This is a genomic window from Streptomyces sp. NPDC051214 (genome assembly GCF_040682375.1).
Taxonomy (GTDB): Bacteria; Actinomycetota; Actinomycetes; order Streptomycetales; family Streptomycetaceae; genus Streptomyces.
The window spans coordinates 342,200-368,249 of sequence record NZ_JBFBAT010000003.1; the positions used below are offsets into that span (position 1 = coordinate 342,200).

Here is a 26,050-nt window from a genome sequence, read left to right on the forward strand (position 1 = left end):
CGCGATGACCGAGCCCCCGCACGCGCACCCGGCCCCGACCCCGTCCTCGGCTCCGCTCGCCGCCGCCTTCTTCGACGTCGACGAGACGCTGATCTCGGTCAACAGCATGTCCCGCTTCCTGCGCCACCACTGGCGGGCCGCCGGCCGGCCGCGCCCCGCCCTCGACGAGGCGGTGCGCGACCTGCGGGCCCTCGCGGCGCGCGGTGCGTCCCGGTCCGAGCTGGCCCGCGCGTACTACCGCCTCTACGCCGGCTGCGACGCCCGGGAGCTCGCCGCCCAGGGGCGCGCCTGGTTCGCCGCGGAAGTCCGCGCCGGCGACCTCTTCCTGACCGCCACCGTGGCGGCGTTGCACCAGCACCGGCGCCGCGGTGAGACGGTCGTTCTCGTCTCGGGGTCCTTCGCGCCATGCCTGGATCCCCTCGTGGAGTGGCTCGGCGCCGACGAGGTCCTCTGCGCGCGTCCCGCGTCGGTCGGGGGAATCCTGGCCGGCGGGCTCGACGTCGCGATGGTCGGCGAGGAGAAGGCCGCCGCCGTACGCGCCCTGCTCCGTGCGCGCGCGATCCCCGCCGCCCGCTGCCATGCCTACGGCGATCACGCCTCCGACCTGGCGATGCTGCGCGCCGTGGGTCAACCGGTGGTGGTAGGCGCGGACCCGCTGCTGATCCGGCATGCCGAGCAGCATGGATGGCGTCGCATTCCCGCCAGCACCCGCCCCCGGAGCTTGCCAGATTGGAGCGGACAGCGGCGGCCACTCCAGGGCCGTACGACGAGGGGTGAAGACGCATGAGCCGGAACCCGAATTCGGCCGAACGACAGCCGAGTTACCCGGTCGTGGTGACGCTCGCGGCGGGCGCGATCTTCCTGTCGATCCTGGACACCACCGTGGCCAACCTCGCGGTGACCGACCTGCACAGCAGCTTTCCCGGCTCCTCGGTGACCGACCTGACCTGGGTCATCTCCTTGTACGCCATCGTGTTCGCCGCGTTCCTCGCCCCCGCGGGACGTCTCGCCGACGTCCTGGGGCGGCGCCGTCTCTATATCGCCGGCATGGGCCTGTTCACCTTCGCCTCGATGCTGTGCGCCGTGGCCCCCGCCCTCCCGGCGCTCCTTGTCGCACGGGGGCTGCAGGCGCTGGGAGCGGCGGCCATGATCCCGGCCTCCCTCGCCGTGCTCCTCGCCGATGTGGACCCGCGGCGCAGAGGGGCGGCGATCGGCCTGTGGAGCGCCGCGGCCTCCGCCGCGGCCGCGGCGGGGCCCAGCCTCGGCGGCATCCTCATCGACGCGGCCGGCTGGCGCTCGGTGTTCCTCGTCAACGTCCCCCTGGGCCTCGCCCTGCTCGCCGGGATCAGGGCCGTGCGCGCACCGGCACACCCCGAGCAGGGGCTTCCCGACCCGCTCGGCACCCTGCTTCTCACGGCCGGCACCGGGCTCCTCGTGCTCGGTGTCACCCAGGGGCGGGAGTGGCACTGGGACGACCCGCGCACCCTGGGCTCCCTCATCGCGGGCCTCGTCCTGTCCGCGTGGGCCCTGCTGCGCGCCAGGCGGCACCCGCGGCCCGCCCTGCAGACCAGGCTGTGGCGCAGCAGGCCGTTCGCGCTGGCCAACCTCGTCTCTCTGTTCTTCGGCGCGGCGCTGTACGCCTGGCTCCTCATCGGGGCGCTCTTCCTGGTGGACGTATGGCATTACCCGTGGATCTCGGCCGGTCTGTCGATGACGCCGGGGGCGCTGCTGTCCGCGGCGGTCGCGGCGATGGTGGGACGCTCCCTGAGCCGAAGCCGCCCGCACCTGGTGGTGTTCTGCGGCGCGCTGACGCTGGTCGCGGCCGGACTGTGGCTGGGCCTGACGCTCTCCTCGCAGCCCGCCCTGTGGAGCATGTGGATCCCGGTCGGCCTGCTGGCCGGTGCCGGCATCGGCGCCGTCAGCACCGGGGTGTCCAGCGTGGCGGCCCTGTCCGTGGAGCCCGCGGACTTCGCCGGTGCCACCGGACTCAACCTGGCGGTACGGCAGATCGGCGGCGCCCTGGGCATCGCGGCGCTGGCCGCCATCCTGCCCGTGGCGACCTCGTCCGACCCTGCCCCGTACCGCCATGTGGTGTTCTTCACCTGTGCCACGGCTGCCGTCGCGGGCCTGTTGGGCCTCGGCTTCGCCCGGCGCCGCGGCCACCCCGCGCCGCACACCACCGTGCGGACCACCGCGCCGACGCCCGCCGCCGGCACCGCCGGCACCGTCGGCACCGTCGGCGGCAAGGAAGCACGCCCGTGACGGAGTCCGACGACGCCCCGCCCTCCCACGAGCCGGACTCCCTCGCCCGCATGCCCTGGCGGCGCTTCATCGTGCTGGGCGGTGGCGCCGAGGGTCCCGGGCCCGCCCGCGGCTGCGGCCACGCGGACTGGGCGGACCATGTGGCCGAGGCATTGAGGTCGGTCCGGCCGGACCTCGCCTATCTCAACCTGGGTCGGCACGAGCTCTCGACGGCCCAGGTCCGGGCCGGCCAACTGGCCAGAGCGCTGGCGTTCCGGGGAGACCTGGCCGCGGTCGTCGCCGGTGGCCGGGAGGTGGTGCGCGAGCCCTTCGACATCGACGCCGTCGAGACGGAGCTGGGCCGGATCGTGGGTCCGCTGAGGAGCTCCGGGGCCGATGTGCTCACCCTCGGGCCATACGGGGCGGGCCTGTTCGCCGCGCCGGCCGAGGAGCAGCGGAGCGGGCCGCGGCGACGGCTGCGGATCCTGGCGGAGCGCACCCGCGACCTCGCTCTGCGGCACGGCGCGCTGTATGTCGACGTGCCGCCGCGGGCCGCCGAGGCCGACGGCCGCAGCGTGGCTGCCGCGGTGATCCACCGCCTGGTGCACCACCTCGACGCGACCCTGAACACCCGTTACTGAGCCTGAACTCGGGTTGGTTCAGTAGCCGCAGATCACCGGCCCCACCGCAGCCCTCTTGGTTTGACCGAAGTGTGTCTCCTACCAATCCGGGTGCGCCCGCACTACGAAGTAGGGGCGAGAACACACGTCAGTCACTTCCCATGTGGCAATAAAAAACCGGGGGTTCACATGCAGGTAAGGCTACTCGGCCCGCTCCATGTGATCGAGGAAGGCATTCCCGTCCAGCTGCCGGGCGAGAAGCTCAGAACGATTATGGCGGCACTGGCTCTCACACCTGGTACCCCCGTACCGGCCCTTGATCTGCTTGACGAGCTCTGGGGAGATCAGCCTCCGAAAACCGCGGACAACTCCCTGCAATCCCACGTCGCACGATTACGCCGCGTCCTCACGGAACAGACCGGCAAGCCTGAATCCCGTCATGTCATCCGCACGACGCGCTCCGGATACCTGCTCGACGTCGAACCGGCGGACGTCGACGCATGGCGCTTCTCGAACGCCGTGGAGGCGGCAGGCCAACGCCTGAACGGGGACTGCGAACTCGCCGTCAAGCTGCTCGCCGATGCGTTCTCCGAATGGCGGGGGCCGGCCCTCATGGATACGGGGCACGGCATGATCTGCCGCATCGCGTACACGCGACTCGAGGAAACCAGGCTGATCGGCCGGGAGTTGTTCGTCGAGGCACACTTGAGGCTCGGCCGGCACTGGCAGGTGATCCCGGAACTCGAGCAGTTGCTGACCCAGCACCCCTTGCGCGAGCGCTTCTGCGAACAGCTCATGACCGCCCTGTACCGCTCCGGTCGGCAGGCGGACGCCCTCAGTGCCTACCGCAGGGTCCAGCACAACCTGGGCGCGGAACTGGGGATCGAGCCTGGCCCGGGAATGCAGCGGAGGTTCCGGCAGATCCTTCAGCAGGAGGGGGCTCTGCTGCGCGGGGCCTGAGAGCGGACCGGAGGTGACCGCGATTCAGATGGACCTGGTCAGCCTGAGGATGCGCCATACGGCGCGCAGACTCGCGCCCCCCTCGAAGGCCAGGTACTCGGGCAGCACCAATTGCGGATCCCACTTGCTCTTGTACGCGAGCTGACTGGCGGCCGGGTAGACGGACTCCCCCTTTTCCGCGAGGAATCGCAGGAGTTTTCCCGTCAGGGCGCTGCTGGGCGTCAGTTCATGCGCGGCGTCCAGGCCGGTGAAGGGCGTGAACCCGAAGTGCAGCCACTCGGCGTGCTCACGCGTGAACGCCTCCATGGCGGTGGCGTTGATGGCCTCCATCACCCCGGGCCCGGCATCCGGCATGCGTCGGCTGAGATCGTGCAGCCAGCCGGGGCGGGATCCGTACGCGGGGGAGTAGGAGATATAGGCCAGCGGCCTGCCGTCGAGCATCCCCAGGAACAGCCGCCGGTGCCGCTGCACCGGCCCGCCGGTCTGCCCCACCAAGAACTCGATCTCCTTGACGTGCCTGCCCTTGCCGCGCAGCCACGCCTCGTCGATCAGCTCGACACTGCCCCGGTGTACGGCGAACGAGACCTCCTGGACGTCGAGTCCGTCACGCCTGGCCCGCGAGATCTTGTTGCGCAGCTTCATGAACCGCGTGCCGCGCAGCGTGAATTCGGGCAGCCGGACCGCATAGGAGGACCCGACCTGATTGAGGACGAACCCCGTCGCCGCATACAGTTCGGCATCGGCGCGTTGCAATTGAATACCGGCGATCACGCGTTTTCGCGCCCGCGCATACTCCTTGAAGTCGCGGAGCAACGTCGCCTGTTGCCCCGGAGGTCCGAACACCCCACCGAACTGAACGAAGTGGCCACCCGCCTTCCGGTATGCGATGAAGGCACCCCCGCCACCGAAGAACATCTTGTTCCCGGCGTTCAGTGCCAGAAAAGCGCTGGGGTTCTCCGCATACTTCTGAACGGCGGTCAGCGCCAGCTCGGCCGCCTCGGGGCCCTCCATGTCCGCTCGTAATTCATTCTGCACTCGGCTCATATGTCGCACGCTCTCCATTGGCGGACGCTATTTCCGGGCAACCTATCCGTCAGTAACCTGAATTGACTGACGTCGCGGTCTCAGTGGATTTTCAGCGGGCTTTCAGGCGCCCTTGCCATGCTCGCCGACATGTACCGCAACTATGCGTCCTATGTAAACGCGCAACACGTGTCCGGCAAGGAATGGGTCTACGTACTCAGCGCCGATTCCCTGCTGGACGACGTCTTCGCGAGCCTGGCACTCAAACGGAAACTGGAACAGGGCCGCATCCCACCGCACGACCTCCCGCCGACCGTCGTCGGACGCGTCGCCAAGGCCGACCGCGGCACGGTCCAGCGCGCCGTCGAAGCCGCGGCGGCGGCCGTACCCGCATGGAGCGCCGTTGCGCCGCACACCCGTATCGAGACCGTGGGCCGGCTGCTGCACGCCCGCCTCGCCGACCACGCCGAGGACATAGCCGCCATCCTGGTCGAGGAAGGCCACCCCCTGGCACTGGCGCGGTGGCAGGTCTCCGGCATGCTGGAGTGCTTCGGCCCGGAGTCGGTCAGTTTCTACCGGTCCCAGATGCTGCAGGAGTTCCATCGCGGCGAGCGCCGCCTTCAGGTGCGCCGGCAGCCCGACGGAGTGGTCTGCCTCAACCCGCCGCAGAACGCGCCCCTGTCCAGCGCCCTTCTCGGCGTGACGGCGCTGATGGCCGGCAACGCCCTGGTGGTGCGGGCCCCGCGCAGCGCGCCGTTGGGCGTCATGTACGTGATGCAGGAGATCGTGGCCCCCGTCCTCGCGGAGTGCGGCGCTCCACCGGGCACGCTGAACGTCGTCTGCGGCGATCCGGCGCCGATGCTGAGCTGTTGGCTGGAGCATCCCGCGGTGAACGACATCATCTATTTCGGCAGCAGCGACGCGGGGCTGAGGTTCGAGGCACGCTGCATCGCCGCCGGCAAGAAGCCGATCCTGGAACTGGCGGGCAACGACGTCGTCACCGTATGGAAAGACGCCGACATCGACCTCGCGGCCGAGGCCCTCACCGAGAGCTTCTACGGCTCCGGGCAGCTGTGCATGATTCCCAACCAGGTGCTGGTGCACCCCGATGTGGCGGACGCGCTCGTGGCGTCCCTGGTACGGCAGATCGGCCACATCCGGCCGGGCTATCCATGGGAGCCCGACGTGCTGCTGACGCCGGTGCTGCGCAACGAGAAATTCTTCAGCTGCCTGAAGGACGCCCGCGACAAGGGCGCCAAAGTGGTCTGCGGCGGCCACCCCATGCAGCTCGACGAGATCCGCGACCCGGGCGGCATCTTCCTGGAGCCGACCGTGATCCTGGTGCGCGGCGTCGAGGGCGCACGCGAACTCCACGCCGTGCGGCACGAGACGTTCTTTCCGCTGCTGCCCGTGATCGTCGCCGAACCCGCGCTGGACACCGAGCTGATGGCCACCTTCATCGGCTTCGTGAACTCCAACCGCTACGGCCTGCGCAACTCGCTGTGGGCCAAAGACCCGGCCGTCATCGACGAGTTCACCGCCCGCGTCCACACCGGCGGCCTGCTCAAGGTGAACGACTCGCACATCGGCTTCCTGCCGTACATGCCCACGCACGGCGGCACCGGGCTGACCGGCGGCGTATTCGGCGAGGCCAACTACCCGATCCTGCGGACCTCGCACCTCCAGGGCGTGAGCATCAGCCGGGGGTCCCGCCCCCGGGACGCGGTCTTCGGCGCCTGGCAGAACCTGGTCGACGAACGCCTCGGCAACGGCAGCCGCTCGCAGCCGGACGCCCCCAAGGAGACGACGCCATGCGTTCGATGAACACCGCCCGCCGCACCTGCGAGGAGTTCCTGCCCGGCCTTTTGGCCGCACTCGACGCAATTCCGCTCGCCGATCTGGAGCGGCCGGGCAGCCCGGCCATCAACCTCTTCCGGGCGCATGGCGGTCCAGGTCTCGTCATTCCCCGAACCTACTCGGGAAGCGGCGCCACGCCGACGCAGGCCCTGGACGTCACCCGGGCGCTGGCCGCCGTCGCCCCGTCCCTCGCGGTGGCCACCACCATGCACCACTTCTCCGTGGCCACCCTGTTCGCGCTCGCCGACAGCCCGCAGAGCGCCGGTGTGGAATGGGCGCTCCTTGAAGGGATCGTCGAACAGCGGCTCCTGGTCGCATCGGGTTTCGCCGAGGGACGCCCCGGCCAAGGCATCCTCAGCCCCACGGTCCTGGCACGGCCGGACGGAAAGGGCTACCGCATCAGCGGGTCGAAGAAGCCCTGCAGCCTCTCTCGCTCCATGGACCTGCTCACCGCGAGCGCCGCGCTGCCGAACGCGGACGGCACCAGCGACATGGCGGTGGTGCTCGTACCGCGGCAGGCGGAGGGACTGACCGTGGAACCGTTCTGGTCGAGCTGGGCACTGGCCGGCGCGGAGAGCGACGAGGTGCGGCTGCGGGATGTCTTCGTCGACGAGCAGCAGACGATGCGCACCAAGCCGGGGGAGGCGGGCGAGCTGGACGAACTCCAGACCGTCGGCCTCATCTGGTTCGAACTGCTCATCACCGCCTCGTACGTGGGCATGGCCGGCTCCCTGGTGGAACGCGTCCTGGCCGGCGGCCGCGGCACGAACACCGAACGGGCCGAACTGCTCACCCGCTGCGAGACGGCGACACTGCTCACCCAGGGCATCGCCCGCATGGTCCAGGACAAGGCGGTGGGCGACGAGGGACTCGCGCGGGCCCTGGTCGCGCGCTACGGCGCGCAGGACCTGATCCGCGACGTCGTGGCCCGCGCCGTGGAGCTGCTCGGCGGGATGGCCTTCATCGGCTCGCCCGACATCGCCTGTCTGGCGGCCGCCTCGCACGGCCTGTCCTTCCACCCGCCGTCCCGCTCCAGCTTTACCGACCCCTGGCTCGAGCACGCCGCCGGCCATCCGCTGCGGCTGACATGAGGAGCGCCATGACCACGACCGCCGGGCCCGCGCAGCCGCCGGACCGCGAAGAGATCGGCCGGCTGTACCGGACCCGCCTGAGCAAGGGCCGCGCCACCCTCGGTGAACTGCTCGGCGGCGAGCTGGAAACGGAGTCGCAGGGCGCCTGGGTGACCACCGCGACCGGACGCCGGCTGCTCAACTGCGGCGGCTACGGCGTCCTCCTGATGGGCGCCCGGCACCCCGTCGTCGTGGCCCACGTCACCGAGCAGCTGCACCGCAACCCGGTGGCCACCCGCGTCCTTCTCGAACCCCAGGCGGCGCTGGCTGCCGACGCGTTGGTGGCCAAGGCGCCGGCGGGACTCGACCGGGTGCACTTCGCCTGCTCGGGCGCGGAGGCCGTGGAGGCCGCCATCAAGATCGCCCGCACCCGGGGCAAGGACCGGCTGATCGCCACGTACGGCGGCTACCACGGCAAGACCATGGGCGCGCTCGGCCTCACCGGCGCGGACCTGTTCAAGGAGCCGTTCCGCCCCCTGCTCCCCGGCATCTGCCATGTGCCGTACGGCGACGCCGAAGCGCTGGCCGAGCGGCTCGACGCGGCGTCCGGCCGCGCCTGCGTGGTGATCGAGCCGGTCCAGGGCGAGGCCGGTGTGGTGCTGCCGCCACCCGGCTATCTGCGCACGGTCCAGGAGCTGTGCCACGCCCATGACGCGCTCTTAGTCCTGGACGAGATCCAGACCGGACTCGGCCGTCTCGGCTCCTGGTGGGGAGCGGACGAGGAACGGCTCACCCCGGACCTGCTCCTCGCCGGCAAGGGTCTCGGCGGCGGCATCATGCCCGTCTCGGCGGTCATCGCGGCGGCGGACGTGTTCGGCGCCTTCGACCGGGACCCGTATCTGCACACCTCCACCTTCTCCGGCATGCCGCTGGCGATGGCCGCCGTGCGCGGCGCGCTGCGGGCCATCGAGGAGGAGGACCTGGTGACCCGCGCCCGCGAGCTGGGCCGCACGCTCCTGGCCGGGATCGGCCGGATCGCGCGGGAGTGCTTCGGCGCTCTCGTACGGGAAGTGCGCGGCCGGGGGCTGCTCATCGGCGTCGAGTTCGCCGTTCCCGGACCGGCCGGCGACCTCCTAGTCGAGCTGATCCAGCAGGGCGTGGTGGCGAACCACTCGCTCAACTCCCACCTGGTGCTGCGTTTCACCCCGCCCGCCGTCCTCAGCCCCGCGGAGACGCAGTTCCTCCTCGCGGCGTTCGAACGTGCCTGCCGCGTGCAGGCAGCCCGCTATGACACGGACATCCAGACTCACGAAGGTGGCGCCGCCCATGCGCAGCGTTGATGTGACCATCGGCGTTCCCGGTATCGCCGCGGAAGCGGTGTACGACCGGGTCGCGGAATTCGCCCGCTATCCCGAACTCAGCCCGGTGGTCCTTTCGGTCACCGTCCACGACCTCAGCGATACGGAGGAGACCAGCGCCTGGGAGGTGTACTTCCGCAACGGCATCCTGCGCTGGACCGAATCCGACCACTTCGACCGGCCGGCGCTCACCATCACCTTCACCCAGCTCGACGGCGACTTCGAGGTGTTCGAGGGCACGTGGCGCATCACCGCCGCGAGCGGTGAGGTACGGGTCGGCTTCCGCGCGGCCTTCGACTTCGGCATCCCCAGCCTGGCGGGCATCCTGGAGCCGGTGGCCGAGCGGGTCATCAAGGAGACCATCGCCCAGGTGGTGCTCGGCCTGTTCCCCTCGGGCGCGGTCCTTGACGACCAGGCGCTGGCCCGCGCGGTGGGCGGCGGTCCGGCCGCGCCGTCGGCTCCCGCCCCGTCGCGGCAGGCCGGCTGATGGACACCAAGAACCTGTTCATGACGCCGGTGACCGCGCGGCTGATACGGGCGGAGTACGGGCTCGGCCTTGTCGTCGCCACGGTCTTGTTCTTCGTCCACCTCGATCAGGTGCGATGGCTGCCGGCCCTGGTGCTCTTCGCCTACATCGACCTGATCGGATACCTCCCGGGAGCCATCCAGTACCGGCGCCGCGAGGGCCGGATCGGCAAGGGCTATTACGTCGCCTACAACACCATGCACTCCATGGTCACCCAGGGTCTGCTGGCGCTGGGGTGGATCTGGCTGTGGGGTTTCGAGTGGGCGCTGCTCGCGCTGCCCATCCATCTGTGCGGCGACAGGGCGCTGTTCGGCAACTACCTCAAGCCTTTCGGTCTGCGCTTCGAGCCCGTCACGCACCAGGCGTACGGCAGCTTCCGCAGTGAGTTCGCGGCGGCGGACGCGGCGGGTGCGGCGGGTGCGGCGGACGCGGGGGCCGCCGACAGCGATGCCACGAGCCTGGGTCGGCTGCCATGGCGGTGACCACCCGACGCGCTCCCGCGACGGCGCGTGCGGCCGGCGACACCGCCGTCCTCACCGCGATGCGCCACTTCGTCACCGGCGTGACGGTCCTCATCTGCGGGGTGGGCGAGGCGGCCGAGGGGGTGACGGTCAGTACGTTCAGCACTGTCCCCGGCGACCCTCCGATGGCGTGCGTGGCGCTGCGCCGCGGCAGCAGGGGACTGCGCGCCCTGGCGAACAGCCCGGTCTTCGTCGCCAACGGACTGGCGGCGACGCAGGTGCCCCTCGCCCGGCACTTCGCCCGCCGCGGCAGGCCCCGCGGCCTGGGACAGCTGCCGCCGGACGCCTGGCTCGGCGACCCGGGCGACGACGTGCCCCGGCTCAGCGGAGCGGTGGCGTGGCTGGAGTGCCGGCCGGAGCTCACCCTCCCGCTCAACGACCACGAACTGGTGGTCGCGCAGGTCGTATCGGCGGTCCACACCGGCGCCGCCCCGCTGGTCAATTTCGCCTACGACCTGCACCCCGGCCCCGGTTCACCCGCAACCGCCGACCCTGCCCCACGCCAAATCGAAAGGGACTCCTCATGACTACACCGAGCACAACATCGACCACGAAACCGACCACTAAACCGGCACCGAGGACCGCCCCCGCGGCCGTTCCCGCCGAGGCCGACTGGGACACGGCCCCCTCGCTCCTGGACGGCGCGGAACGCCTCGAACTCACCCCGTCCGTCTGCAACTTGAGGTACTGGCTCAACGCCGTACCGCACGGCACCTTGCGCGGCAACGTCTCGGGCCACGACGGGCACGTACGGCCGCTGGCCGCGGTCAGTGCGCCCGGCCCGCTCAACAGTGCACTCACCCAGGAGCTCGCCTACCGCTCCGTCGCCGAGGAGAAGGCCACCCGGGCCATCGGCCATCTGACGGCGCTCGCGCCCGACACCGACAGCATGGAGTTCTACGCCACCCAGCTGCTCGACGAGGCCCGGCACGCCATGGTCTTCCGCGACCACCTGCTCGACCTCGGCGTGCCCCGTGCGGCGCTGCGCGACACCGTGGCCCGCCTCGCGGCCACCGACGAGGAACGGATCCTCCTCCCGCTGGAGGACTTCGGGCTGCGCGTTCTGCGCGACGAGCGCGACTTCATCGGCGGCGTACTGGTCCTCACCGTCCTGGTCGAGGGCGTCCTTGCGCCGGCCGCCGAGCTCAGCGAGCGCAAGTGGCGGATGTTCGACCCGGCGGCAGCCGACATCGAGCGGGGTGCCGGAATCGACGAGATCCGGCATCTCACGGTCGGCAGCACCATCGTCCGCGACCACCTCCGTGCACGCCCGCACGACAAGGCGCGGCTCCTGGAGCTGATCCGGGAGGGCTACGCCCTGTGGGACAAGCTGCCGACCACCGAGGTCCTTGCACGCCGCGAGGAGCTCTTCCAGGAGGGCATGGAGCGGCACGCCGGTCTCCTGGGCGACTACGAGATCTGGCCCGGCCGCCGCCTGGCGGACACCACCGCACGCGAACGCCTCGAAACCGCCCACGCGTGGGCCGCGCACCTGCAGCGGACCCGGCTGGCCTACATGGGCCTGAAGGAGGCGATATGAGCTCCCTGGACGGCACCCCCCGCCCCTTGGCCGCGGCGTCTGAAGGCACCGCGAGCATGCAGGAGATCACCCGCCTGGTGCGGGAAGCCGGCCTCCTGGACTCCCGACCCGGCTACTACACCTTCAAGATCAGCGCCAACCTGTTGCTCCTCGCCGTCGGCTGGACCTGCTTCGCGCTGCTCGGCGACACCTGGTGGCAGCTGGCCGTGGCAGCCTTCCTCGCGGTGTGCTGCGGCCAGACCGACCTCATCGGACACGACGCCGGCCACCGCCAGATCTTCCGGAACCGGCGGGCCATCGAGATGATCGGGTACACCCACGGCAATCTGCTCACCGGCGTGAGCTTCGGCTGGTGGGTCGGCCACCACACCAAGCACCACAACTACCCCAACCACCTTTCGCTGGACCCCGACATCCTCCGCCGACAGGTGATCTTCGACGCCAAGGACCGCACCAAACGCACCGGAGCCGTCGGCCGGTTCATCGTGCGGCATCAGGCGTGGATGTTCTACGTGCTCATCCTCATGGAAGGGCTGCGCCTGCACGCCTCCGGCTACGTGGCGGCACGCAAGGGCGCGCTGAAGCGGCACGTCGCCCTCGACCTGGGCCTGCTGACACTCCATCTGGCGGCCTACCTGACCGCCGTCTTCATGGTTCTTCCAGCGGCCATCGCCGTGGCCTTCATCGTCGTCCACCAGGCGCTCTTCGGCTTCTACATGGGCCTGCTGTTCGCCCCCAACCACAAGGGTCAGCCCGTACGCGACGGTGCGGAGGAGGAACTCGACTGGCTCACCAGGCAGGTGATCACCTCCCGCAATCTGGCACCCAACCGGATCACGGACTTCTTCTACGGCGGGCTCAACTACCAGATCGAGCACCACCTGTTCCCGTCCATGCCCCGCACAAATCTGCGCCGCGCCCAGCCGCTGGTGAAGGGCTACCTGGTGCGCGGCGGCCTGCCGTACGCCGAGGAGCGGCTGCTGCGCTCCTACCTCACGGTCGCCGACTCCCTCGGTGCGGTGAGCCGGGCCGCGGCCGGTCTCGACCACGCCTCGTCGGCCCGGGAAGCCCGGTGAACGCCGCGGCGGCGGTGCTGTGCGGCCTCGGCACGTGGCTTCCGCCACAGGCAGTCACCAATGACGACCTGGCCCGGGAACTGGACACGTCCGACGCCTGGATCCGCAGCCGTACCGGAATCGGGACCCGCTTCGTCGCCACCCCGACCGTCGCCACCTCCGATCTCGCGGTGGAGGCGGGCCGGCGGGCCCTGAAATCCGCGGGCCGCGATGCCGTGGACGGGGTGGTGCTTGCCACCACCACCCCGGACCGCCCCTGCCCGGCCACCGCCCCGCTGGTGGCGGCCCGGCTCGGACTCGGCACCGTGGCCTCCTTCGACGTGGGCGCGGTCTGCACCGGATTCCTGTACGCCCTGGCCGCCGGTGCCGGGCTGATCGCCGCGGGCACGGTGGACAGCGTGCTGGTCATCGGCGCGGACACGTACTCCCGCATCCTCGACCCCGCCGACCGCTCCACGCGCGCCATCTTCGGCGACGGCGCGGGAGCCGTGGTGCTGCGGTCCGGTGACGCGACGGAGCCCGGCGCGCTCGGCACGCCGGTGCTCGGAAGTGACGGCACGGGAAGCGAGCTCATCACCGTCCGCTCGGGCGGCTCCCGCGAGCCACTGCACACGTTCGGCACAGACACCGGCGCGGATGGTCGCGCGGACCCGTACTTCCGGATGGCGGGCAAGGCTGTCTTCCGCAGCGCCGTGGAGCGCATGGCCGATGCCGCGCTGAGCGCGGCGCGTCGGGCCGGCTGGACCACGGACGACATCGACCGGCTCGTCGCGCACCAGGCCAACCTGCGCATCCTGCACGCGGTGGCGGACCGGATGCGCATCCCGCGGCACCGCTGCCCGGTCCATCTCGACCAGGTCGGCAACACCGCGGCCGCCTCCATCCCGTTGGCCCTCGCGCACGCCGCGGCCACCGGCACGCTGGCGCCCGGTCACCGCACCGTACTCACGGCCTTCGGCGGCGGCCTCACCTGGGGCGCCTGCGCCCTCCGCTGGCCGGACCTCACCCCCGCCTGAGCACACCCGTACTGACTCGACAAGGAGATACGACATGACCGCCACCACCACTTACGACCGCTTCGTGGGCCTGCTGACCAAGGGCTTCGGTGTCGAGGCCGACGAGGTCTCACCGGAGAGCACCTTCGCCGATCTGGAACTGGACTCACTGGCCCTCGTGGAGCTGACCCTCGCCGCGCAGGAGGAATTCGACATCACCCTCACCGACGACGAGTTGCATGCGTCGAGCACCATGAGGGACGCGGCGGGGATACTCGACGCCAAGCTGGTGACGGTCCGATGACCGTCCCCGCAGACGGATACGGCGCGGCGGTCACGGGCATCGGCATGGTGACCGCCGCCGGTCTCGACACCGCCGCGTCCTGGGACCGCATCAAGGCCGCGTCGGGCACCGCCGCGGAGCAGGTGCCCGGACTCGCGGGCATCCCCGCCGACATCGGCTGCTGGATACCCGACTTCGACCCGGCCGCCGTGATCGGCGCACGCAAGGCGTGGCGCCTGGACCGCAGCAGCCAGTTCGCGCTCGCCGCCGCGGCCGAGGCTCTCGCGGACGCGGGCCTGTGTCCGGCGGACTGGGAGGGCACCGCGGGTGCGCGGGTGGGCGTGGTGCTGGGCAGCGGCATCGGCGGGGCCGGGACCTGGGAGAAGCAGCACAGCGTGCTCCTTGACCAGGGGCCGCGGAAGGTGTCCGCCATGCTGATCCCCATGCTCGCGGTCAACATGCCGGCCGGTTATGTCGCCATGGAGATCGGTGCCCGCGGGCCCAACTTCGTGACGGCCACCGCCTGCGCGTCGGGCGCCACCGCCGTGGGAGCGGCGCGCGAACTGCTGCGGGGCGGGCACTGCGACGTGGTGCTCACCGGCGGCACCGAGGCGTGTCTCGTCCCCTCCATCATCTCGGGTTTCCAGCAGATGGGCGCGCTGTCCGGGCGCCGCGAGGACCCCACGGCGGCCTCCCGCCCGTTCGACGTCGACCGTGACGGCTTCGTGCCGGCCGAGGGCGCCGCCGTCCTGGTCCTCGAGCGCCCGGAGAGCGCCCGTGCCCGCGGAGCGCGCATCCGCGCCCACATCAGCGGCTACGGGGCCTCGGCGGACGCCTACAACGCCACCGCGCCGGAACCCCGGGGCGCCGGTGCGGAGTTGGCCCTGCGCGCGGCCCTGAAGGACGCGGGAGTGGCCGCGCATGCGGTGGACCATGTCAACGCCCATGGCACCGCGACGCCCCTGAACGACCTGATGGAGGCCCGGCTGATCCGCCGGGTCCTCGGTGGCCGGCCCGCGGTGACCTCGGTCAAGGGCGTGACGGGCCACTCGCTGGGGGCTTCGGGAGCCGTCGAAGTGGCCGTCGCCGCCCTCACCATGGAGCAGCAGCTGATCCCGCCCACCGCGAACCTGGACAGCCAGGACCCGCAGATCGATCTGGACGTCGTCGCAAAGGAAGCCCGCCCGGCCGACGTGGAGGTCGCCGTCAGCAATTCCTTCGGTTTCGGCGGACAGAACGCCGTGGTGTTGCTGACGCGTCCCTGATGAATGCCGCCGCCGACCCAGCAAGGCTCCGCCGGACCCGGTCAACGGGTCCGGCGGAGCCTTGCTGGGCCCTTCGTCCGGGTTCGGCGGAGTGTGTGCCGCCATCGCATGTGTCACCATCGCAACGTCGCCCCGGAGCGGCTCGGTTCAGCCGTCGTCGCCGGCGGTGGTGGTGAGCCGCCCCTCGGCGATCGCGTGGTGGACCTCGCCCTGCCGTGCCTCGAGCTCGCGTCGCTCCGCGTCCAGCGTCTCCGCCTGGGCCTCGTCCGCCGCCATCAGCTTCAGCAGGTCGCGGTCCGCCATCTCCAGCACGCCCATGTCGGCGTAGGCCTGCTGGACCCTGCGCCCCCACAGCCCGATGTCCTTGACGCAGGGCACGATCCGGGTGAAGAGCCGTGACCGGAAGGCGCGCATGCGCGGGCCCCGGTTCATGTACTCCATGCATTCCTTCATGTCGAATCCCAGCGTCTCCCACACCTCCTGCATCCGCAGCCGATCGCGCATCAGATAGCAGCCCTCGACGATGAAGTCCTCGCGTTCCGCGATCTCCTTGCTGGTCAGCTCCTTGTAGTAGTCACGCAGCGCCAGGCGCCCGAAGGCCACGTGCCGGGCCTCGTCCTGCATGATGTAGGAGAGAATCTGCTTGGGCAGCGGCTTGTCCGTACGGTCGCGCAGGATCCCGAAGGCCGCGAGGGCCAGACCCTCGATGAGCACCTGCATGCCCAGGTACGGCATGTCCCATCGGGAGTCGTTCAGCGCCTCGCCCAGCAGGGACTTCAGATGGGGGCTGATCGGATAGCTCATGCCGATCTTTTCGTTCACGAAGCGCGTGAACAGCTCCGCGTGCCGCGCCTCGTCCATGACCTGCGTCGCGGCATAGAACTTGGAGTCGATGTCCGGCACCGACTCGACGATCCGGGCGGAGCAGATCATCGCGCCCTGCTCCCCGTGCAGGAACTGACTGAACTCCCAGGCCGCCATGTGCCGTCGCAGCTCCTGCTTCTCCCGCTCGTTCAGGCGCGAGTACTGTCGGGAGCCGTACAGCGCGAGGGTGTTCTCCGGAGTGCCGAGGACATCACAGGGGTCCACGTCCAGGGACCAGTCGATGCGCTTCGTGCTGTCCCACTGCTTGTCCTTGCCCTTCTGATAGAGGCTCAGCAGCCGCTCCCGATCCGTGTCGTACACCCAGGTGAAGGTGTTACGTCCCTGCATCGGGAAGGACCAGGCGGTGCTGGTGTCGGTCTGCGGGATATGGGCGCTGTTGCTCATGCGAAGTCCCTTGCGTGTTACGGATGTTGGTCGCCCGGCGGTCATACGGGCTCGGCCGGGGCCAGCACCGGCAGCACCGAGGGAAGGACGTCGAGCGCGTAGCGCGTGCGCCCGGCCTTGACCTCGCCGTCCCACTCGAAGGTGAGGGGGGCGCCGTCGGTGCGTTCGATCTCGACGCGGCGACCCCGCCGGTACAGCACCTCGGGCCGTTGGAGATGCCGTCCCTCCCGGGTGAGACCGGGAAGCTCCAGAGGATCGAGGTCGCCGGTCACCACACACACGTCGAGCAGAGCGTCGTCCAGCACGGAGTGGGGCAGCAGGAGGAACCCGCCGCCCCGGTAGCGGCCGCCACCGACGGCCACGAGGACCACGCTGCCGTCATGCACGACCTCGTCGTCCACCACGACCCTGGCCGGGTGCGGCGCGAAGTCGCGCAGGGTCGCGGCCACCGCCTGCTGATAGCGGGCCCGACCGCTGATCCCGGTGAGCCCGGCAGCCGTCTGCAGCGCCTCGGCGACGAGACCGGAGCAGGCGCCCAGCAGGACGGTCTCCCGCGTCTCCGCCACGCGCGCCAGGTCCAGCCGCCGCAGTCGCGGCCGGGTCGGGGTGAAGGCGGAGGCGAGCGCCACGCGCCACGGCCGGTCATGCCAGACCTCTTTGTAGAAGGAGTTGCCGGTGCCGGCCGGAACACAGAACAGGGCCGGGCCGACGAGACCCGGCCCGGCCGCCACGCACTCCCCGGCCGCCACGATGCCGCCCGCCACTTCGCCGGCGGTGCCGTCGCCGCCGACCGCGACCACGGCGTCCACGCCGTCCCGTACGGCCTTCGCGGCCAGTAATCGGGCGTGCCCGGGGTACGCGGTCCGCACTACGCTGACCTCTGCGACGAGCCTCTGACACGCCTCGGCGACCTCCGCGACCGGGACCGAGCCGGCGCCCCCCGCCCGTTCGTTCGCCACGATCACCGCATTGCGTGCCCAGTGGCTCATGCTCTGCATCCTTGTCCGCATCGGATCGGCCGCCGCCGCGCTGAGCGGAGAGAGCAGGATTCGAACCTGCGCGGGGCCTGACGCCCCTGACCGGAGACGGGCTCCGGCCCCCATTGGGCCGCTATGGGTATCTCTCCTCGCCGGCCTGAGCGGCCGACGTAAGGACGGTGCCACGCCGGACTTGCAGACTGCTGAAACGCACGTCTCAGTCCACTTCGCGCGGGGCGATGCGGGGCGGTGCGATGCGAACAGACGGTCTCTGTCGGAGGCGCCACGTTGTCTGACGTGGTCGCAGCGAAGGCGCCTGACCGGTGCGAGACCAGTTCAGGCGCCTTCTCCTGTGCTCCTAGAAGAAGCCCAGCTTCTGCGCCGAGTACGACACGAGCAGGTTCTTGGTCTGCTGGTAGTGCTCCAGCATCATCTTGTGCGTCTCGCGTCCGATGCCGGACTGCTTGTAGCCGCCGAACGCCGCGTGCGCGGGGTACGCGTGGTAGCAGTTCGTCCAGACACGGCCCGCCTGGATCGCGCGGCCCGCGCGGTAGGCGGTGTTCATGTCGCGCGTCCATACTCCGGCGCCCAGGCCGTACAGCGTGTCGTTGGCGGTCTTGATGGCGTCGTCGAAGTCGCTGAACGACGCGACCGAGACCACCGGGCCGAAGATCTCCTCCTGGAAGATCCGCATGCGGTTGTCACCCTCGAAGATCGTCGGCTGGACGTAGTAGCCGCCCGCCAGTTCACCGTCGTACGTAATGCGCTGACCGCCCGCCAGGACCTTCGCGCCCTCCTGCTGGCCGATGTCCAGGTAGGAGAGGATCTTCTCCAGCTGGTCGTTGGAGGCCTGGGCCCCGATCATCGTGTCGGTGTCCAGCGGGTGGCCCGGCACGATCTGCTCGGTGCGGGCGACCGCCGCTTCCATGAACTCGCTGTAGTGGCCGCGCTGCACGAGCGCACGCGACGGACAGGTGCACACCTCGCCGTTGTTGAGGGCGAACATCGTGAAGCCCTCGAGCGCCTTGTCACGGAAGTCGTCGTTGGCGGCCCACACGTCGTCGAAGAAGATGTTCGGCGACTTCCCGCCCAGCTCCAGCGTCACCGGCTTGATGTTCTCCGAGGCGTACTGCATGATCAACCGCCCCGTCGTGGTCTCACCGGTGAAGGCGACCTTCGCGACGCGAGGGCTGGAGGCGAGGGGCTTGCCTGCCTCGACGCCGAAGCCGTTGATGATGTTCACGACACCCGCCGGCAGCAGATCGGCGACCAGGCTCATCCAGTAGTGGATCGAGGCCGGGGTCTGCTCCGCGGGCTTGAGGACGACCGCGTTACCCGCCGCCAGAGCGGGCGCGAGCTTCCATGTCGCCATCAGAATGGGGAAGTTCCACGGAATGATCTGCGCGACGACACCGAGCGGCTCATGGAAGTGGTACGCGACGGTGTCGTCGTCCACCTCGCTCAGCGTCCCCTCCTGCGCACGGATGACCCCCGCGAAGTAGCGGAAGTGGTCGATGGCCAGCGGAATGTCGGCAGCCAGCGTCTCGCGCACCGGTTTGCCGTTCTCCCAGCTCTCGGCCACCGCGAGCTGTTCGAGGTTCGCCTCCATGCGGTCGGCGATCTTCCGCAGCACGTCCGCGCGTTCGGTCGCGGAGGTACGGCCCCACGCGGGCGCGGCGGCATGCGCCGCGTCCAGGGCTCGCTCCACGTCCTCGGCCGTGCCGCGGGCGACCTCGGTGAAGGGCTGTCCGTTGACCGGGCTCGGGTTCTCGAAGTACTGGCCACGGGCGGGCGGGACGTACTCGCCGCCGATGTAGTGGTCGTAGCGGGACTGGTAGGAGACGACTGCGCCCTCGGTGCCGGGCGCTGCGTAACGGGTCATCTTGGTGGCCTCCCGGGGAAGGCTGCCCGCCGTTGGGCAGCTCTCGCCCGGAGGCTAGGAGGCCGGACGTTGCAGGTACGTTGCGGGAGGCTGAGGTGGTGCTCGTCCGGCGCGGTGCCTCCCTGTCTCGCCTCTACCTCGCCTCGATCAGCTCCGCGTCCAGTTCGGCGAGTCGCGCCAGTACCGGCGGCGTCGACCGTACCTGCGCCAGCGCTCGCCACGCCGCCAGGTCGTCCTCACCCCACGGCGTGTGCACCCAGTCCGCCAGGAGATCCGGGTCGGCGCGTGCGATGAGAGCGGCCCGCAGCTGACCGGCGAGCCTGCGCCGCAACCGGGCCACCGCGGGTGCCTGCGAGGCGGGCAGGAGCGGACCCGCGTACGCGGCGGCGGCCGCCGTGACCGCCCCCGAGCCGAGCCGTCGCTCGACGGCGTCGACATCCGACTCGACCGGCACCGAAAGCCTGTACGGACGTGACCTCAGCAACTCCGGCCCCAGGAGCCGCCGCAACCGCGCCAACTCGGCCCGCAACGTCACCGGCGTCACCGACTCGTCCTCGTACAGCGAGCACAGCAACTCGTCACCGGTCAGCCCCTCCGGATGCTGGGCCAACAGGACGAGGATCTCGCTGTGCCTGCGGCTCAGCCGCACCTTGCGACCGCCGGTCACCAACAACGCCTCGTCACGTCCGAGCGCGGTGAGACCCACGGAGCCCCTGTTCTGCACCGGCGGCGTCAGCAACGCCAACTGTGACTCCGCTGCCCGAGCGACCGCCTGTACGAAGGCGAGGCTGTGCGGATGCGCGAGCCCGTCGCCCCCGGTGATGTCCACCGCTCCGAGCAGCCGCCCGGTTCGCGGATCGTGCACCGGGGCTGCCGCGCATGTCCACGGCTGGACGCGCCGGATGAAGTGCTCGGCCGCGAAGACCTGCACCGGCCGGTCCACTGCCACCGCCGTCCCCGGAGCGTTCGTCCCCATCGCGGACTCGGCCCACCGTGCGCCCGGCACGAAGTTCATCCGCCCCGCCTTCTGCCGGGTCGCGGAATGTCCCTCGACCCAGAGCAGCCTGCCGTGCGCGTCGCACACCGCGAGCAGATGTTCACCGTCCCTCGCGAACGTGCCCATCAGCTCACGGAACAGCGGCATCACCCCGGCCAGCGCATGCTCGGCGCGATATGAACCGAGATCCCCGTCGGTGAGCTCCACCGCCGCGCCGGTGTCCTCCGGGCTGACCCTGGCCCTGGCCGAGCGCCGCCAGGACTCGGCCACCACGGAACGCACCGGTCGCGTGAGCGTCCCCGCCTCGGTGAACCTCTCGTGCGCGCGCCGCAGCACCCGCACCCGCTCGGCAGGATCAGCGCCGGCTTCCAGGGCCACCCATGGTTCGGACAACTCTGCCTCCCGGGACGGCGATGGATGCAGCCATCGTCGCCCCGCGAGCCTGCCCCGACAAGCGCTGCGGCAACCGCCCCGCCAAGCGCATCGACACCTGCCGGGGTGCGAGCCGGCGATGGTCAGGCAGAGTTGACCAGCCGGATGTAGCGCGTCCAGTCCCAGTGCGGACCTGGATCGGTGTGGTCGGCTCCGGGCACTTCCGCGTGCCCGATGATGTGCTCCCTGTCCTTGGGGATGTCGTATTTCTCGCAGATGGCCGAGGTCAGCAGCGCGGACTGCTCGTACATCGCGGCGGTGAAGTACTCCGGCTGATCCACCCATCCTTCGTGCTCGATGCCGATGCTTCTGGTGTTGTAGTCCCAGTTGCCCGCGTGCCAGCCGACGTTGCGCTCGCGGACGCACTGGGCGATGTGTCCGTCCTTGGAACGCACCACATAGTGGGCCGACACCTTCTTCGCCGAGTTCTGGAAGATGGCGAGAGTGTCGGCGTAGGTCTCCTGGGTGACGTGGACGACCACGTAGTCGACGGGGTAGGTGCTGGGGCGGTTGGCGGTTGTGTAGTTGGAGCTGCTTGCCGGAGCCCACTCGGCGAGTGGGTAGTCGACCGCCTGGGGCCGGGCGGTGGCGCGGGCGACGGGGAGGAGCGCGGCGGGGACGGCGGCCAGGGCCGCGCCCTGCAACAGCCGGCGCCTGCTGGGGAAGCGTCTTGCTCGATCCATGGCTGGCCTGCCTCTCGGTGGGGGGAACAGCTGGACTTCTCAGTGGGGCAGCAGCGCCGCCGTCTCTCGCAGCCGCGCGTGGAGCCCCCGGTGAGTCTCGCGCGCAGGCAGCCACTCCTTGCGGAGCTTGGCCACGCACGTGTAGTTGGTGTCGCAGACATTGGCGAGCGGCGACTCGACGGTCTGGGTCGCGAACTGATAGGCGTCGAGCTCGCTGAAGCCGTAGTCGCGCACCAACCAGTGCACCAGGTCGAGTTGGGATATTCGGAAGGCGTCCTCCAGCGGGCGTGCCGAGCCGGTGGAGATGATGTGGGTGTCCGATTCCAGACGCGGCCAGGGTGTGGCGATACCCTTCAGGAGTTCGACGATCACGACTGTGTTCATCGCACACTCGACGGCGACTCCGCAGGTTTCTCCCTCGCCCTGCCGAGCGTGTCCGTCGCCCAGGCTCAGGAGCGCGCCCTCCACGTTCACCCCGAGGTAGCAGGTGACCCCGGCCCGCATCTCGGGGGTGTCCATGTTGCCGCCGTGCGCGTCGGGCACGAGAGCCGAGCGCACCTCCAGATTGGCCGGTGCGACGCCGACCGTGCCGTGCATCGGATCCATCGGCAGCGCGATGTCGAAGTCACCGTCACGCGCGCTGAACTGTGCGGTGCGCCGGCTCCGGTCGAGCTGCCATATCCATACGGTCTCGGGCAGCGGAGGCTGGAGTGACGCGGTGGCGTGAGTGGAGGTGAGCGCTCCGAAGAGAGGAACCGTGGTGGACGCCGCCCAGTCACGGGCCGGTTCGATGGACACGAAGTGCACGGCGACGGTGTCGCCCGGTTCCGCTCCCTCTACGTGGAAGGGACCGGTCTGCGGGTTCAGGAACGGGAACTGGCAGACCTCGGAGACCAGGTCCTTCTCCGAGCGCACGTTCCCCGCGAAGCAGTCCTCCGTGTAGAGATCGAGCACCGTGCCCGGAGCGAGCCGCGCCACGGGTGGCGCACCGCCGAATGTCCACGCGTACTCGCCGGGTTCTGGCCGCACGGTCAGGATACGAGGCTCGTTCATGGCTGGACCGCACTCCTCTGTCGCTCCGTGAGGGACTCGTAGGCCTGGTGCGGCCCGACGGCCCCGCGACGCAGCCCATGACGGCTTGCTCCCGACACCTGAATCCCCCGATCCGCGTGAACACAAAACCGCCGCCGAGGCGATGGTGTCCCGCGTCAATTACGTTACGGTGCAGGCTGGTTGAGGTGGAAGGGCCTGATCTGAATCTGTGTACGGCACCGTGATTGTGGATAACACGGTCACTCGTGTGGGTGCCGAGATTGCAGAGAATGCCGTAGCGCGCCGACGATGGCTGGGCGACGAACCGGCCCACCGCAGCTCAAGCCGGCCTGCCTCAGCCCAGAACAGCCGCCCCCGCGGCGGCCTGTTCCTCCGCACGGGCGCGGGCGGACTCCGCCTGGGCCGTGTCGCCAAGCCGGTCCGCCAGCCGGGCGCGCGCCCGCCAGTTGTAGGGGCAGATGGGACGCAGGTTGATGCGTTCGCTGAGCAAGGTGTGCGCCAGGTCGTGTCGGCCGGAACGGATGGCTGCTTCCACGAGCGTCCGCTGGATGGCGTCGCGCTGCGCGTGGCTGCCGCCGAAGGTATGGAGGTGGTGGCGGATCGGCGCCAGCAACTCGACCACGCGGGCGTACCGGTGCTGCCCGTAGGCGATGAGGGCGCGGCACACCGGGACACCGATCTCGCGTGTCATGGCGTGATTCGACACCGTCGGGCCGGACCGATCGAGCCAGTGTTCGCGCTCCTTCACCAGCCGCTCGGCGTCGGAGAGCCGCCCCGCCCCCACGTACGCCATCACCGCGTGGACATCGTTGAAGGCGTAGTGGGCACCGTCCTTGCGCCCGGCCCATGCCTGGGCGAGCGCCACCCAGCGGGATTCGACGTCGATGTCGACCAGGAGCAGCCGCCACAGCAGGGCGGAGGCGTCCAGGAGCTCCATGGCGACGGCCTGCGACGCCTCGTTGTGCAGGGTGTTGTCGTAGACGCCGAGGACCCGTTCGATGGAGCCCGCTTCCAGTGCGTACAGGGCGTAGTGCCACGCGTTGTGGACGGAGAGGTAGTTGCCGTCGGCCCAGTCCTCGGTCCGCGCGTCCAGGTAGCGGATGCCCTGGTCGAACATCCCGCGCATCTCGTATGTGTGGACGACCGCATGGATGCCCCACACATCCCGTGGGTGACGTCCGACCGCCTGAAGTCCGATCTCCTCGGCTTGACCGTAGTGCCCGGCCTCTTCGAGCCCGAAGGCGTACATCCCCAGCAGAGGGCCGAGATGCGGGTCGTCACTGTCCCATGCGGAGAGCGCGCCACCGATCCGGTCACGCAGCCGCGGTGCGTCTCCGGTGAAGAAGTCGATCTGGTGGCCGACGGCCAGGGCGAGCGCGTCGCGAGGGAACTCGGTGCTGATCTCGCCGAGGATCTGTCCGGCCCGCAGCATGTCCCCGTCCAGCCACGACTCGGCGGCCGCCGCGTGCATCGTCTCGCGAGGCGAGAGCCCGGAGGAATCGAACGCGGCTCGGAAGGCGCCGAAGGAACGCCGGGCATCGGCCGCGTCCTTCTCCTCGGTGCCGAGAAGGCCGAGATAGGCGTTGAAGACGTGCGCCATCGCCGAATCCGGAGATGCCGCCACCATCGCCTGTGCCTCGTCGGCGACTTCGGCACGGAAGAACAGCAGGGCGTCGAGCGCACGCTCGTAGTGACGCGCGGCTTCATCGCTGGTGCCACTCAGGACGTGGGCGTGCCGGTCCTTTTCCATCGCTGTCCCCTCGTCTGCCGGCTCTGTCCGGTCCATCCGGTTTCCACTCGTTCTGCTCAGCCAGTCCAGTTTCGGGGTTCTGCCCCTGGGATACGAGGGCGACGCTCGGTTCATCAGAACGACATAAAGCCGCACTGCTCGACGACGGCCCTGCCTGAGACCCCGTCACAGCGTCCGCGTACGTGTACTCCAAGTTCCCGTACGCGTGTGACGCCGCCCGGGGCGCTCTGCGAGCCGCCCGTGGAGCGGTGCCAGGCCGAGCGCATCATGACGGCGACGGGGGGAGCGCTCGCACCCAATGCCCCGGCGAGCGCGAGGACCGGCGCGACGGACCCACCATCGCGCCCCACCACGAGCAGCAAGAGCGTGACCGTCACGTACGTGGCCAGGAGGCCCAGCAGGACCGGGCGTGGCGCGTGTCGGTCGATGAGGCGGCCGCGCAGGGGAGCGGTCACCCCCTGGCCGACTGCCAACGCACTCACTGCGAGCCCCGCCGCCCCGTAGGAGTGGCTGCGCCCGACCAGGAGCAGCAGACCCAGGCCGACCATGCCCGACGGGAGTTTCGACGTCATGCCGACCACGGCGAGCCGCCAGAAGCCGGGTACGTCCCTCAGGTCCCGGTAGCCGACGAGGAAGCGCCGGGGCGCTGCGGTGGCCGTCTCGGTGGAGTCGATGCGGAACGCGTTGGTCCGGCCCACTACCGCGGCAGCCGAGCGCGCAGGGCCCGGCCGGTCCAGTCGAGCACCGGCGCCAGGCTCTCGGGCGCGGGCCACCCGTTGATGACCGCGAGCAGCAGCAGGTAGCGATCGCGCCGGGGGTCGTCCATGGTCGCGATGCGGGACAACAGACGTCGGCGGAGGTCGGTGTCGTCGGGGAGGCCGAGGATGTGCGCGTAGTGCCCGGCGAGCGCCGTGACGATCGGTTCCGCCTCTGGCGAGGCAGGGTCGGTGCCTGCCGCCAGGGCCGGCGCGACCTGCGAGCGAAGGGCCTCGGCGAGGACGCGGGGCAGGCCGGTGCTGTCGTCCGGGGCGCGGTCGGCCGCCAGATCTCTGGCCATGCCCTGCATGGTGGAGCGGAACCCCGAGTCCTGGAACAGCTCGGCCAGCTCCACCCAGGCCTCGACCTGCTCGGCGTCGGGGTCGTCCGGCAGTTCGGGCGTGAGGGAGCGGGCGACGCCCGCGAAGGCGGGGTGATCGTCCAGGCCGTCGAAGACGGTGCCCAGGAAGTCGTCGATCAGGCGATTGCGTTCTTCCTCGGAGAGCTTGGCCAGCTTGTGCATGAGATCCAACTCCTCAGGGGTGGAGCCGCGCCTGGCCACCGCCGTCAGGACCGCGCGCCGCAGGCGCAGCACTCTGATCTGCACCTCGAGCGCGTCCGCGTGCGCCGCGGCCACCTCAGGGAGCGAGACCTCCCGGTCGACGACCTTGCGGATGGTGGGCAGGTCGAGACCCAGGTCGCGCAAGGTGCGTACGAGATCGAGGCGGGCGACGGCGTCGGTGCCGTACAGGCGGTAGCCGGCCGGGCTGCGGTCGGTGGGCGGCACGATCCCAGCGTCGGAGTAGAACCGGACGGTCTTGACCGTCAGTCCGGTCCGCCGAGCCAGATCACCGATCGAGTGGAGCGTGTCGCCGTTCATGGCCCCACCTTCATGTCTCCCCCTGGTGGAGACTCA

General features: G+C 70.3%; 25 protein-coding genes and 1 tRNA gene. 15 read left to right on the top strand and 11 right to left on the bottom strand.

Annotated elements, in window-relative coordinates:
• The first annotated feature begins 4 nt into the window (after window positions 1-4).
• The 4 genes from AB0M70_RS09485 to AB0M70_RS09500 all read left to right on the top strand — a co-directional run bounded on the left by AB0M70_RS09485 (window position 5) and on the right by AB0M70_RS09500 (window position 3,821).
• Window positions 5-787 carry an HAD-IB family hydrolase gene (locus AB0M70_RS09485; RefSeq protein WP_365818124.1) on the top strand — a complete coding sequence of 261 codons (783 nt, stop codon included), beginning with the start codon at window positions 5-7 and terminating at the stop codon, window positions 785-787.
• Window positions 784-2,262 carry an MFS transporter gene (locus tag AB0M70_RS09490; protein WP_365818126.1) on the top strand — a complete coding sequence of 493 codons (1,479 nt, stop codon included), beginning with the start codon at window positions 784-786 and terminating at the stop codon, window positions 2,260-2,262. The genes AB0M70_RS09485 and AB0M70_RS09490 overlap by 4 nt, the downstream gene beginning before the upstream one ends.
• Complete coding sequence (locus tag AB0M70_RS09495; RefSeq protein WP_365818128.1) at window positions 2,259-2,882, top strand: GDSL-type esterase/lipase family protein; 624 nt, start codon at window positions 2,259-2,261, stop codon at window positions 2,880-2,882. The genes AB0M70_RS09490 and AB0M70_RS09495 overlap by 4 nt, the downstream gene beginning before the upstream one ends.
• Window positions 2,883-3,080: 198 nt before the next feature.
• On the top strand, window positions 3,081-3,821 hold the full coding sequence (locus tag AB0M70_RS09500; RefSeq protein WP_365818130.1) for a BTAD domain-containing putative transcriptional regulator: 741 nt from the start codon (window positions 3,081-3,083) through the stop codon (window positions 3,819-3,821).
• Between the two features lie 24 nt (window positions 3,822-3,845).
• Here AB0M70_RS09500 and AB0M70_RS09505 read toward each other — a convergent pair whose 3' ends face one another.
• Complete coding sequence (locus AB0M70_RS09505) at window positions 3,846-4,832, bottom strand: DUF2156 domain-containing protein (protein WP_365818775.1); 987 nt, start codon at window positions 4,830-4,832, stop codon at window positions 3,846-3,848.
• Between the two features lie 162 nt (window positions 4,833-4,994).
• Here AB0M70_RS09505 and AB0M70_RS09510 point away from each other — a divergent pair, with 162 nt between their 5' ends.
• The 11 genes from AB0M70_RS09510 to AB0M70_RS09560 are packed head-to-tail and all read left to right on the top strand — an operon-like array spanning window position 4,995 to window position 15,335.
• Window positions 4,995-6,668, top strand: coding sequence for an aldehyde dehydrogenase (locus AB0M70_RS09510; protein WP_365818132.1), 1,674 nt, complete (start codon window positions 4,995-4,997; stop codon window positions 6,666-6,668).
• Window positions 6,656-7,792: an acyl-CoA dehydrogenase family protein gene (locus AB0M70_RS09515; protein WP_365818134.1), complete on the top strand. Its 1,137-nt coding sequence runs from the start codon at window positions 6,656-6,658 to the stop codon at window positions 7,790-7,792. Before AB0M70_RS09510 ends, AB0M70_RS09515 begins: the two co-directional genes overlap by 13 nt.
• An 8-nt stretch (window positions 7,793-7,800) precedes the next feature.
• Window positions 7,801-9,111, top strand: a complete 1,311-nt coding sequence (locus AB0M70_RS09520) for an aminotransferase class III-fold pyridoxal phosphate-dependent enzyme (protein WP_365818136.1) — start codon at window positions 7,801-7,803, stop codon at window positions 9,109-9,111.
• Complete coding sequence (locus tag AB0M70_RS09525; RefSeq protein ID WP_365818138.1) at window positions 9,098-9,616, top strand: SRPBCC family protein; 519 nt, start codon at window positions 9,098-9,100, stop codon at window positions 9,614-9,616. The genes AB0M70_RS09520 and AB0M70_RS09525 overlap by 14 nt, the downstream gene beginning before the upstream one ends.
• Entirely contained in the window at window positions 9,616-10,137 is a 522-nt protein-coding gene (locus tag AB0M70_RS09530; RefSeq protein ID WP_365818140.1) for a hypothetical protein, read from the top strand. Before AB0M70_RS09525 ends, AB0M70_RS09530 begins: the two co-directional genes overlap by 1 nt.
• Window positions 10,128-10,703 carry a flavin reductase family protein gene (locus AB0M70_RS09535; RefSeq protein WP_365818142.1) on the top strand — a complete coding sequence of 192 codons (576 nt, stop codon included), beginning with the start codon at window positions 10,128-10,130 and terminating at the stop codon, window positions 10,701-10,703. The genes AB0M70_RS09530 and AB0M70_RS09535 overlap by 10 nt, the downstream gene beginning before the upstream one ends.
• A complete protein-coding gene (locus AB0M70_RS09540) occupies window positions 10,700-11,716 on the top strand; it encodes a VlmB-like protein (RefSeq protein ID WP_365818144.1) in 1,017 nt (338 codons plus the stop codon). The genes AB0M70_RS09535 and AB0M70_RS09540 overlap by 4 nt, the downstream gene beginning before the upstream one ends.
• Window positions 11,713-12,792: an acyl-CoA desaturase gene (locus tag AB0M70_RS09545; RefSeq protein WP_365818146.1), complete on the top strand. Its 1,080-nt coding sequence runs from the start codon at window positions 11,713-11,715 to the stop codon at window positions 12,790-12,792. The genes AB0M70_RS09540 and AB0M70_RS09545 overlap by 4 nt, the downstream gene beginning before the upstream one ends.
• Complete coding sequence (locus tag AB0M70_RS09550) at window positions 12,789-13,808, top strand: beta-ketoacyl-ACP synthase III (protein ID WP_365818148.1); 1,020 nt, start codon at window positions 12,789-12,791, stop codon at window positions 13,806-13,808. Before AB0M70_RS09545 ends, AB0M70_RS09550 begins: the two co-directional genes overlap by 4 nt.
• 34 nt (window positions 13,809-13,842) lie before the next feature.
• Window positions 13,843-14,091 (top strand): phosphopantetheine-binding protein, encoded by a 249-nt coding sequence (locus AB0M70_RS09555; RefSeq protein ID WP_365818150.1) that lies wholly within the window; start codon window positions 13,843-13,845, stop codon window positions 14,089-14,091.
• Entirely contained in the window at window positions 14,088-15,335 is a 1,248-nt protein-coding gene (locus tag AB0M70_RS09560) for a beta-ketoacyl-[acyl-carrier-protein] synthase family protein (protein WP_365818152.1), read from the top strand. The genes AB0M70_RS09555 and AB0M70_RS09560 overlap by 4 nt, the downstream gene beginning before the upstream one ends.
• 147 nt (window positions 15,336-15,482) lie before the next feature.
• Here AB0M70_RS09560 and AB0M70_RS09565 read toward each other — a convergent pair whose 3' ends face one another.
• The 10 genes from AB0M70_RS09565 to AB0M70_RS09610 all read right to left on the bottom strand — a co-directional run bounded on the left by AB0M70_RS09565 (window position 15,483) and on the right by AB0M70_RS09610 (window position 26,014).
• A complete protein-coding gene (locus AB0M70_RS09565; RefSeq protein ID WP_365818777.1) occupies window positions 15,483-16,547 on the bottom strand; it encodes a ferritin-like domain-containing protein in 1,065 nt (354 codons plus the stop codon).
• A gap of 98 nt (window positions 16,548-16,645) precedes the next feature.
• Window positions 16,646-17,593, bottom strand: coding sequence for a diacylglycerol kinase family protein (locus AB0M70_RS09570; protein ID WP_365818154.1), 948 nt, complete (start codon window positions 17,591-17,593; stop codon window positions 16,646-16,648).
• A 45-nt stretch (window positions 17,594-17,638) separates the two neighbouring features.
• Window positions 17,639-17,730: transfer RNA gene (locus tag AB0M70_RS09575), tRNA-Arg, on the bottom strand.
• Window positions 17,731-17,939: 209 nt separating this feature from the next.
• Window positions 17,940-19,463, bottom strand: coding sequence for an aldehyde dehydrogenase family protein (locus AB0M70_RS09580; protein WP_365818156.1), 1,524 nt, complete (start codon window positions 19,461-19,463; stop codon window positions 17,940-17,942).
• A gap of 133 nt (window positions 19,464-19,596) precedes the next feature.
• Window positions 19,597-20,853 carry a GAF domain-containing protein gene (locus tag AB0M70_RS09585; protein WP_365818158.1) on the bottom strand — a complete coding sequence of 419 codons (1,257 nt, stop codon included), beginning with the start codon at window positions 20,851-20,853 and terminating at the stop codon, window positions 19,597-19,599.
• 122 nt (window positions 20,854-20,975) lie between these two features.
• A complete protein-coding gene (locus AB0M70_RS09590; protein WP_365818160.1) occupies window positions 20,976-21,575 on the bottom strand; it encodes a peptidoglycan recognition family protein in 600 nt (199 codons plus the stop codon).
• Between the two features lie 39 nt (window positions 21,576-21,614).
• Window positions 21,615-22,628 (bottom strand): acetamidase/formamidase family protein, encoded by a 1,014-nt coding sequence (locus AB0M70_RS09595; protein WP_365818162.1) that lies wholly within the window; start codon window positions 22,626-22,628, stop codon window positions 21,615-21,617.
• 334 nt (window positions 22,629-22,962) lie between these two features.
• The gene (locus tag AB0M70_RS09600; protein ID WP_365818164.1) at window positions 22,963-24,378 is read right to left on the bottom strand and encodes a tetratricopeptide repeat protein; all 1,416 of its coding nucleotides are present in this window, start codon (window positions 24,376-24,378) and stop codon (window positions 22,963-22,965) included.
• A gap of 113 nt (window positions 24,379-24,491) precedes the next feature.
• The gene (locus AB0M70_RS09605; RefSeq protein ID WP_365818166.1) at window positions 24,492-25,076 is read right to left on the bottom strand and encodes a hypothetical protein; all 585 of its coding nucleotides are present in this window, start codon (window positions 25,074-25,076) and stop codon (window positions 24,492-24,494) included.
• Window positions 25,076-26,014, bottom strand: coding sequence for a MerR family transcriptional regulator (locus AB0M70_RS09610; RefSeq protein WP_365818168.1), 939 nt, complete (start codon window positions 26,012-26,014; stop codon window positions 25,076-25,078). Before AB0M70_RS09610 ends, AB0M70_RS09605 begins: the two co-directional genes overlap by 1 nt.
• Window positions 26,015-26,050: the final 36 nt, after the last annotated feature.

Coding starts and splice junctions, on each gene's coding strand:
- AB0M70_RS09520 (WP_365818136.1), top strand. CDS start 7,801: ATGACCACGACCGCCGGGCCCGCGCAGCCGCCGGACCGCGAAGAGATC.
- AB0M70_RS09545 (WP_365818146.1), top strand. CDS start 11,713: ATGAGCTCCCTGGACGGCACCCCCCGCCCCTTGGCCGCGGCGTCTGAA.
- AB0M70_RS09610 (WP_365818168.1), bottom strand. CDS start 26,014: ATGAACGGCGACACGCTCCACTCGATCGGTGATCTGGCTCGGCGGACC.
- AB0M70_RS09535 (WP_365818142.1), top strand. CDS start 10,128: ATGGCGGTGACCACCCGACGCGCTCCCGCGACGGCGCGTGCGGCCGGC.
- AB0M70_RS09530 (WP_365818140.1), top strand. CDS start 9,616: ATGGACACCAAGAACCTGTTCATGACGCCGGTGACCGCGCGGCTGATA.
- AB0M70_RS09595 (WP_365818162.1), bottom strand. CDS start 22,628: ATGAACGAGCCTCGTATCCTGACCGTGCGGCCAGAACCCGGCGAGTAC.
- AB0M70_RS09485 (WP_365818124.1), top strand. CDS start 5: ATGACCGAGCCCCCGCACGCGCACCCGGCCCCGACCCCGTCCTCGGCT.
- AB0M70_RS09560 (WP_365818152.1), top strand. CDS start 14,088: ATGACCGTCCCCGCAGACGGATACGGCGCGGCGGTCACGGGCATCGGC.
- AB0M70_RS09570 (WP_365818154.1), bottom strand. CDS start 17,593: ATGAGCCACTGGGCACGCAATGCGGTGATCGTGGCGAACGAACGGGCG.
- AB0M70_RS09565 (WP_365818777.1), bottom strand. CDS start 16,547: ATGCAGGGACGTAACACCTTCACCTGGGTGTACGACACGGATCGGGAG.
- AB0M70_RS09490 (WP_365818126.1), top strand. CDS start 784: ATGAGCCGGAACCCGAATTCGGCCGAACGACAGCCGAGTTACCCGGTC.
- AB0M70_RS09525 (WP_365818138.1), top strand. CDS start 9,098: ATGCGCAGCGTTGATGTGACCATCGGCGTTCCCGGTATCGCCGCGGAA.
- AB0M70_RS09540 (WP_365818144.1), top strand. CDS start 10,700: ATGACTACACCGAGCACAACATCGACCACGAAACCGACCACTAAACCG.
- AB0M70_RS09590 (WP_365818160.1), bottom strand. CDS start 21,575: ATGGATCGAGCAAGACGCTTCCCCAGCAGGCGCCGGCTGTTGCAGGGC.
- AB0M70_RS09555 (WP_365818150.1), top strand. CDS start 13,843: ATGACCGCCACCACCACTTACGACCGCTTCGTGGGCCTGCTGACCAAG.
- AB0M70_RS09510 (WP_365818132.1), top strand. CDS start 4,995: ATGTACCGCAACTATGCGTCCTATGTAAACGCGCAACACGTGTCCGGC.
- AB0M70_RS09600 (WP_365818164.1), bottom strand. CDS start 24,378: ATGGAAAAGGACCGGCACGCCCACGTCCTGAGTGGCACCAGCGATGAA.
- AB0M70_RS09515 (WP_365818134.1), top strand. CDS start 6,656: ATGCGTTCGATGAACACCGCCCGCCGCACCTGCGAGGAGTTCCTGCCC.
- AB0M70_RS09580 (WP_365818156.1), bottom strand. CDS start 19,463: ATGACCCGTTACGCAGCGCCCGGCACCGAGGGCGCAGTCGTCTCCTAC.
- AB0M70_RS09505 (WP_365818775.1), bottom strand. CDS start 4,832: ATGGAGGGCCCCGAGGCGGCCGAGCTGGCGCTGACCGCCGTTCAGAAG.